Annotated in this window: 7 protein-coding genes; all 7 read left to right on the plus strand. The window is 64.1% G+C overall.

Annotated features, from left to right (window positions below; all coding sequences use genetic code 11):
• The first annotated feature begins 16 nt into the window (after positions 1-16).
• Positions 17-2,200, plus strand: coding sequence for a DUF2330 domain-containing protein (locus tag AB1451_15195; GenBank protein ID MEW6684241.1), 2,184 nt, complete (start codon positions 17-19; stop codon positions 2,198-2,200).
• Between the two features lie 78 nt (positions 2,201-2,278).
• A complete protein-coding gene (locus AB1451_15200; GenBank protein MEW6684242.1) occupies positions 2,279-2,872 on the plus strand; it encodes a ribonuclease H-like domain-containing protein in 594 nt (197 codons plus the stop codon).
• A 9-nt stretch (positions 2,873-2,881) separates the two neighbouring features.
• Positions 2,882-4,561, plus strand: a complete 1,680-nt coding sequence (gene ettA, locus AB1451_15205) for an energy-dependent translational throttle protein EttA (GenBank protein MEW6684243.1) — start codon at positions 2,882-2,884, stop codon at positions 4,559-4,561.
• Between the two features lie 12 nt (positions 4,562-4,573).
• On the plus strand, positions 4,574-4,759 hold the full coding sequence (locus tag AB1451_15210) for a hypothetical protein (protein ID MEW6684244.1): 186 nt from the start codon (positions 4,574-4,576) through the stop codon (positions 4,757-4,759).
• An 85-nt stretch (positions 4,760-4,844) separates the two neighbouring features.
• Positions 4,845-5,480 carry a 7-carboxy-7-deazaguanine synthase QueE gene (gene queE / locus AB1451_15215; protein MEW6684245.1) on the plus strand — a complete coding sequence of 212 codons (636 nt, stop codon included), beginning with the start codon at positions 4,845-4,847 and terminating at the stop codon, positions 5,478-5,480.
• 54 nt (positions 5,481-5,534) lie between these two features.
• The gene (locus AB1451_15220) at positions 5,535-7,121 is read left to right on the plus strand and encodes a leucyl aminopeptidase (GenBank protein ID MEW6684246.1); all 1,587 of its coding nucleotides are present in this window, start codon (positions 5,535-5,537) and stop codon (positions 7,119-7,121) included.
• On the plus strand, positions 7,118-8,191 hold the full coding sequence (nagZ, locus tag AB1451_15225) for a beta-N-acetylhexosaminidase (protein ID MEW6684247.1): 1,074 nt from the start codon (positions 7,118-7,120) through the stop codon (positions 8,189-8,191). The genes AB1451_15220 and nagZ overlap by 4 nt, the downstream gene beginning before the upstream one ends.
• The last annotated feature ends 183 nt before the right edge of the window (positions 8,192-8,374 follow it).

Raw genomic sequence — 8,374 nt, forward strand, 5'->3', positions numbered from 1 at the left:
TGGACGGGGGGACGCGATGTACGACCGACTCGATCCTCGGTATTACCAGATCATGGCCCTGTCAGGGCTGTTGTTTTACGGCATCTGGGCGCTGTCGTTTGACGTTACCCCCTCGCGCGCAGCGCTCCTGATCACCACCGCGCTGGCCACCCAATGGGCCTGCACGCGCTTCTGGCGCCTGCCGGAATTCGACCCGCGGAGCGCGCTGATTTCCGCGCTCTCGCTCTGTCTGCTCCTGCGCACGAACGACGCGGTCCTGGCCGCGGCCGCCGCGGTGATCGCGATCGCAGGCAAATTTATCCTCCGAGTCAACGGCAAACACATTTTCAACCCCACCAATCTTGCCCTGGTCCTCATGTTGCTGCTCTCCGACCGAGTGTGGGTCTCATCGGGCCAATGGGGTCACGCGGCGTTTTTCGCGTTCTTGATGACGTGTGCGGGTGGGCTGGTGGTCCACCGGGCGTTGCGCAGCGACGTCACGCTCGCGTTTCTGGGCGCCTATGCCGGCCTGGTGGTCGGACGCGCGTTCTGGCTGGGTCAGCCGCTCGCCGTGCCCCTGCACATGTTCGAGAACGGCGCGCTGCTGCTCTTTGCCTTCTTCATGATTTCCGACCCCAAAACCACGCCGGACTCGCGGTTGGGCCGCGTGGTCTTCGCCGTGGTCGTCGCGCTAGGAGCCGGCCTCGTTCAGTTCGTCCTGTATCGCCCCAACGGCCTGTTGTGGTCGCTTGGAACCGTGTCGATCTTCACGCCGCTCATCGACCGATTCCTGCCGGCCAGGCGGTACCACTGGAGCGGGAGAGAGGTTCTCGTACCGTTGATCGGCCGATTTGCGGCAATCGTTCACCGAAAGGAGCACACGATGATCCGATCCCTCGTCCGTTTGTCTCTGTGCAGTCTGTTCCTGTTGGGATGGGCTGCTTCGGCTTCGGCCTTTTGCGGTTTCTACGTGGCCAAGGCCGATACCAAGATCTTCAACAAGGCTTCGCAGGTGGTTCTCGCGCGCCTTGAAGATAAAACGGTCATGACTATGGCCAACGACTTCAAAGGTGATCCCACGGAGTTCGCGGTGGTGGTCCCGGTGCCGACCGTCCTTGCGAAGGACCAGATCCATGTGGGAGATCAAGCCGTGGTCGATCACCTCGACGCGTATTCGGCCCCGCGACTGGTGGAGTACTACGACGAGAACCCGTGCGCGCGGGTCGACAAGAACGCCGCGGCCCCGCTGGGTTCCGGGACCGTCTTCGAGGCCGCACCCGGCCGGCGACAGAAATCGGAGGCCCTGGGGGTGAAAATCGAAGCCCGCTACACCGTAGGTGAGTATGACATCTTGATCCTGTCGGCCACGCAGAGCCACGGATTGGAGACGTGGCTGCGCGAAAACGGCTACCGGGTTCCGCCGGGTGCGTCGCGTGTGCTCGGGAGCTACCTCAAACAGGGTATGAAGTTCTTCGTGGCCAAGGTCAACCTCTCCGAGCAGGAGCGCCTGGGGTACCAGCACCTCCGGCCGATCCAGGTGGCGTACGAGTCGCCCAAATTCATGCTGCCGATTCGGCTGGGCATGGTCAACGCGGATGGGGCCCAAGAGCTCTTCGTGTACACGCTGACCCAGCGAGGGCGGGTCGAAGCCACCAACTATCGGACCGTGAAGCTCCCCTCGAACGCCGAAATCCCGATCTACGTGAAGAACGAGTTTTCACCGTTCTACCAGGCCCTGTTCGCTCACCAAACCGAGAAAGAGCGCGGTTCCGTCGTGTTTGTCGAATACGCCTGGGACATGGGCTGGTGCGATCCCTGCGCAGCCGATCCGCTCTCGCGCGATGAGCTCAAACGTCTCGGCGTGTTTTGGCTCGTCGACGGGCCGACCGGAGCCTTCCGCGGCCCGGCACCTGCCGCCAACGTCTTCCTCACCCGGCTCCACGTGCGTTACGATGCCGCGAGTTTTCCCGAAGATTTGGTCTTTCAGGAAACGGCTGACCGGACCAATTTCCAGGTCCGGTACGTTCAACGCCACGCGTGGACTGGCGAGGCGTCCTGTCCCGAAGTCGTCTCGTATCGTCGCACCCTGGCTGAACGGCGCGAGCGCGAGGCTCAGACGTTGGCCTCACTGACCGGGTGGGCGTTGGACGAGATTCGCGCCAAGATGGAGCTGGACGCGCCGCCATCGATCCGGCCGTGGTACAAGAAGCTCTGGGAGTAGGAAGCCCTCGACCAGAATCGAGCGTTGCGCCTGGGTGGCCCCACCCCGTATACTTACACGCTTTTTGCGGAACGCGGCGTGCAGCGAATCCTGTTTTTCGACATCGAGACCGTGCCGTCGGAGCACGGGTTCAAATACGGCAAGCCGCGCGGAGCGGACGAACCCGAGGAGCAGTACATCAAGCGCCTCTCGCTCTCGGCCGTCACCGCGCGGGTGCTGTGCATCGGGTTCGCGCTGGAACCGCCCGCGGATGCGCCGCCTCAGATCCTGTCCGGCGACGAGGCCACGATCCTCAAGGACTTTTGGGGGCTGATCGAGCGGGCCGACCTCTATGTCGGGCACAATGTCTTGGATTTTGATCTCAAATTCATCGTCCAGCGCTCGACGATCCATCGCATCAAGCCCACGCGGGACATCCCGTTTGCGCGTTTTCGCAACGCACCGGTGTTCGACACCATGCAGGAATGGACGCGTTGGGGGCGAGAGGGCGTGAGCCTGGAAGCGTTGGCGTTGGTGTTGGGACTGAACTCGCCCAAAGACGGCATGGACGGGGCCAAGGTCTATCCCGCATTCGTTGAGGGACGGGTGCAGGCGATTTATGACTATTGCCGCGGCGACGTGGACACGGTGCGGCGCGTCTACCGCCGATTGAAATTCGCGGAAGGGAGTTAACGAGGGTCCATGGCGACGTATCAGTACATCTACACCATGCAGCGGGTCACCAAGGTGGTTCCGCCCAAGCGCGAAATTCTCAAAGATATTTCGTTGTCGTTCTACCCCGGCGCCAAGATCGGCGTGCTGGGGCTGAACGGATCGGGCAAGTCCACGCTCTTGCGGATCATGGCGGGCGTGGACACGGACATCTTGGGTGACGCCAAGCCGGCCAAAGGCATCAAGATCGGCTATTTGCCTCAAGAACCGCAACTCGACCTCGCGAAAGATGTGCGCGGGAACGTTGAAGAGGGCGTAGCCGCGACCAAGAAGCTGCTCGACGAGTTCAACGCGCTGTCGGCCCGGTTCGCGGACCCGATGTCGGACGACCAAATGGCCGCGTTGCTCGATCAACAGGCCAAGCTGCAGGAACAGATCGACGCTGCCAACGCGTGGGAGTTGGACCGGCAACTGGAAATCGCGGCGGACGCGCTGCGTCTGCCGCCGTGGGACGCGGACGTGAAGACGCTCTCGGGCGGCGAGCGGCGCCGGGTGGCGCTCTGCCGGCTGCTGTTGTCCAACCCCGACATGCTGCTGTTGGATGAGCCCACCAACCACCTCGACGCCGAGTCCGTGGCCTGGCTGGAGCGGTTCCTCAAAGACTTCAAGGGCACCGTGGTCGCGGTCACCCATGACCGCTATTTCTTGGACAACGTCGCGGGCTGGATCTTGGAGCTGGACCGTGGACGAGGCATTCCTTGGGAAGGCAACTACTCGTCGTGGTTGGATCAGAAAGCGCTGCGCCTGGCGCAGGAGGAGAAACAGGAGTCGGCGCGCCAGCGCGCGCTCAAACACGAATTGGAATGGGTGCGGACCGCTCCCAAGGGCCGTCACGCCAAGAGCAAGGCGCGGCTGAAAGCGTATGAGGAGCTGGCCTCCAAGGAGGTCGAGGGACGGAACGAGACCAAAGACATCGTGATCCCGCCGGGGCCTCGTCTGGGCGAACTCGTCATCGAAGCCAAGGATCTGACCAAGGGGTATGGCGATCGCGTGCTGATCGACGGCTTGTCGTTCAGCCTGCCCCGCGGCGGCATCGTGGGAATCATTGGTCCGAATGGGGCGGGCAAGACCACGTTGTTCCGACTGCTGGTCGGGCAGGAAAAGCCCGACAGCGGCACGATTAAAGTCAGCGACACGGTCAAGCTCGCCTACGTGGATCAGTCGCGGGATGCCCTCGACGGATCAAAAACCGTCTACGAGGAGATTTCGGGCGGACGGGACGTGATCGAAGTGGGTAAACGTGAGCTCTCTTCCCGCGCGTACGTAGGCGGGTTCAATTTCAAGAACACGGACCAGCAGAAGTTGGTCAAAGAGTTATCGGGCGGCGAGCGCAATCGCGTTCACCTGGCCAAGGTCATCAAGAGCGGGGGCAACGTGCTGTTGCTCGACGAGCCCAGCAATGATCTGGACGTCGAGACATTGCGTGCGCTGGAGGAGGCTATTCTTGATTTTGCGGGGTGCGTGCTGGTCATCAGCCACGATCGATGGTTTCTCGATCGTATCGCCACGCACATCCTCGCGTTCGAAGGTGACAGCCGCGTCGTGTGGTTCGAGGGCAATTACCAGGAGTACGAGGCGGATCGACACAAACGCCTCGGCACCGACGCGGATCAGCCGCATCGGATCAAGTACCGCAAGCTGACGCACTGAACCCTCCGCACCATGAAGATGTTGAAAGTCAGCCGCGGCTCGTTGTTCATCTGCGAGACCTGTTACCACATCATCGAAGAGTCGGGGCAGATCGAGGGCGACCGCGCCACGTCCGACGCCGTGATCGCGGAGTTGTGTCCGAACTGCGAGGATCAGAACAAGCCGCTGCTGGATGATCTGCTGGGCAGCGAAGAGTAATATCCGTCTGGGTGCGATTCTTGATTCGCCCCAACGCTCTTGATATTCTGACTCGTCTGCTGGGCTGAGCAGGTTTTGGATCGCGATGCGTATCACGGAAATCTTTCACAGCATTCAAGGCGAGTCCACCTTCGTCGGACTGCCGTGTGTCTTTGTCCGCGTCACGGGGTGCCCGTTGCGGTGCACGTGGTGCGACACGACGTACGCGTTTTACGACGGCCAGGAGATGAGCGTCGAGCAGATCGTCGAGCGGGTGGAACGCTACGACTGTCGTCTCGTCGAAATTACGGGCGGCGAACCGCTCCATCATCCCGAGGCCTTGGAGCTGACCACCCGGTTGCTGGATGCGGGCTACGCGGTGTTGGTGGAGACCAGCGGTGCGGTCGATATTGCACCCCTCGACCCGCGCGCCGTGGTCATCATGGACCTGAAGTGTCCGGGGAGCGGCATGGCGGATCGCAACCTGTGGAGCAATCTCGACCGCCTGAAACCGAGCGATCAGATCAAATTCGTCGTCAAAGACCGCGCGGACTACCAGTGGGCGCGGGACGTGCTCGCACGGACAGGACTCCACGAACGCCACGCGGTCTTGTTGTCGCCCGTGTTCGGGGAGCTTGATCCCAAAGCCCTGGCGGCATGGGTCCTCGAAGACCGACTCCCGATTCGTCTTCAACTCCAACTCCACAAATTGATCTGGGATCCTGCCGCACGCGGCGTCTAAGCGCGCGAGGTCGGCACACGAAGAGGCCCAACAAGGAGGCCAAACGAGACGACTATGACGCGATCGATTACCGTGAAGACCGGGTCACTGCATGCCGCACCCGACGATGCCGTGGTCGTGTTTCGCTACCAAGACGGCGAGCCTCCCCGCGCGTTCAGGGCGATCGCGCAAGCCCTGGGCGCGTCGTTTCAGTCCGCGCTGACCGGGGCCGGTTTCGAGGGCAAGACCGGGCAGGCGGTGCTCGTGCACACCGGCGGTCGGATTCGAGCGCGGGCGGTTGTCGCGGCCGGGTTGGGCGGCCGCGACGGCGCGGAGCCCGAACGCGTGCGGCAAGCCGCGGCCCGCGCGGCCCAGCGCGCGAGGGAGGCGGGCTGCGAGCGGGTGGCGTTTGATCTCGCCATCGGGGGTGATCCCGAGGAGACGGCGCGAGCCTGCGTCGAGGGCGCCGTGATGGGCCTCTACCGGTTCAGCCGGTATAAGACGGAGAACGGAGACCAGCGTCGCGAGGTGAAGGCCCTCGCGCTCTACGCCGACGAGGCCGATGCGGCGGCTGTCCGATCCGGCGCGCGGCGGGGCACGATCGTGGCCGAAGCGGTGAACCAGGTGCGCGATCTCGGCAACCTGCCCGCGAACGTGGCAACCCCGACGTACGTGGCGGACCAGGCCAGACGGATCGCGCGCCAGCACGGGCTTGCGTGCGAGGTCATCGACCGCAAGGGCATGGAGCGGCTGGGGATGGGCGCCCTGCTGGGCGTGGCGCGCGGGAGCGTGGAACCGCCCAAGCTGATCATCCTGCGGTATCAGGGCCGCGGGACACCCGGCGCGAACGGATCGCGAGGGGCGGATCGGCCGATCGCGCTGGTCGGCAAAACGATCACGTTCGACAGCGGAGGGATCTCGCTCAAGCCGGCCGAAAACATGGAGCAGATGAAGAGCGACATGCTCGGCGGAGCCGGCGTTCTGGCGGTGTTGGAGGCCGCCGCGAAACTGCGGCTGCGGGTGTCGGTGGTCGGTCTGCTCCCGGCGACCGAAAACATGCCGAGCGGCACGGCCATCAAACCGGGAGACGTGGTGACGGCTATGTCGGGCACGACCATCGAGGTGGTCAACACCGACGCGGAGGGTCGCCTGGTCCTGGCGGATGCGCTGGCGTACGCGGTCAAGCGATTCCGGCCCCGGCTCGCGTTGGACATCGCGACGCTGACCGGTGCGTGTTCGGTCGCACTCGGCCAGCACGCCATCGGACTGCTCGGGACCGACGAGGCTCTGGTCGGCGGGCTCAAACGGGCCGCGGAGGAATCCGGGGAGCGCGTGTGGCAGTTGCCGCTGTGGGACGACTACTACGAGCAGATCAAGAGCGACGTCGCGGATCTCAAAAACACCGGCGGACGGCCCGCCGGAACGATCACGGCTGCCGCGTTCCTCAGCAAATTCGTCGGCGAGACGCCGTGGGCGCACCTCGACATCGCCGGAACCATGTGGGGGAGCGACACGCGGCACTACGTCACCAAGGGCGCAACCGGAGCGGGCGTTCGGCTGCTGATCCAGTTCCTCATGGATGAAGCCGCCGCCGCGCACCGGGGACGCGTCCACCCGCCCGCGCGGAGGACCCGGCGCGCGCCGCGTCCCGTGCAACGATGACGCTCAAGGAGAAGCTGGGTCAGCTCGTGATGGCGGGGTTCGAGGGCACGAGACCCTCGAAGGCCGTCACCCGGTTGGTCGCAGGCATCCGCGTCGGGGGGGTGATTCTGTTCAAGCGCAACGTCGTGGAGCCCGCCCAGGTGTTGTCTTTGACCCGCGCCCTGCAACGGTCGGCTCCCCGCGCGCCGCTGTTTATCGCCGTGGATCAGGAAGGGGGGCGCGTGAGTCGCCTCCCGGCTCCGTTCACGCAGTTTCCCGCGGCGGCCGTGTTGGGCAAACGAAAATCCGTGTCCCTCACCTACGCGGTCGGCGAAGCCATGGGACGTGAACTCGCCGCCGTGGGCATCAACATGAATATGGCGCCGGTGCTGGACGTGAACACCAATTCCGCCAACCCGATCATCGGGGATCGGGCGTTCGGCGACAGCCCGATGGTGGTGGAAGAACACGGCCTCGCACTGATGGTGGGGCTCCAAGACCGCCGAGTGATCGCGTGTGCCAAGCACTTTCCCGGCCACGGAGCTACGGCGGCCGACTCGCACCTGGAACTTCCCGAAGTCGCGGTCTCGCTGGGCCAGCTCGAACGCGTGCATCTTCGCCCGTTCGAGCACGCCATCGCCAACCGGTTGGCCGCGGTGATGACCGCGCACGTCCGCTATCCCGCGTTGGATCCTCGGGCTCCCGCCACCTTGTCGAAGAAAATCCTGACGAACCTGCTGCGCCGTGCGATGGGCTTCGACGGCGTGGTGGTCACCGACGCATTGGAAATGAAGGCGATCTCCGACCGCTACGACGCCGCGTCCGCAGCCCTGAAGGCGTTCTACGCTGGCGCGGATCTCCTGCTTTTCTGCGAAAATCCTGATGCGCCGGCCGAAGCAGTCGACGCCCTCGCGACGGCGGTCAAACGGGGAGGTCTCTCCGAGACCCGCGTGGATGAGTCTCTCAACCGGGTGCTGCGGCTCAAGGAGCGCTTCCTGTTGGGTGGCAGACCTCCGACGAGATCAGCGCTTCGCCAGGTGGTGGGTTGCGACGCGCATCTTCGCCTCGTGCAGCAGATCCAGGCCTTGTAAGTTCAGGAACACGACGCGGGCAGTCACCGCGTCCGGGTGGTGTCGTCGCGGACCTCTGGGTCCGCGACGAGCAGGGCGGGCTACTTCCGTTTCGACGCTTTTCCGGTCAACAGCCAGTCCACGCTGACCTTTCCGAAATCGGCGATACGGAGCAGCAACTCCGGGTTCGGGACGCGGCCGCGT

It is taken from the genome of Nitrospirota bacterium, assembly GCA_040757335.1.
Lineage (GTDB): Bacteria > Nitrospirota > Nitrospiria > 2-01-FULL-66-17 > 2-01-FULL-66-17 > JBFLXB01.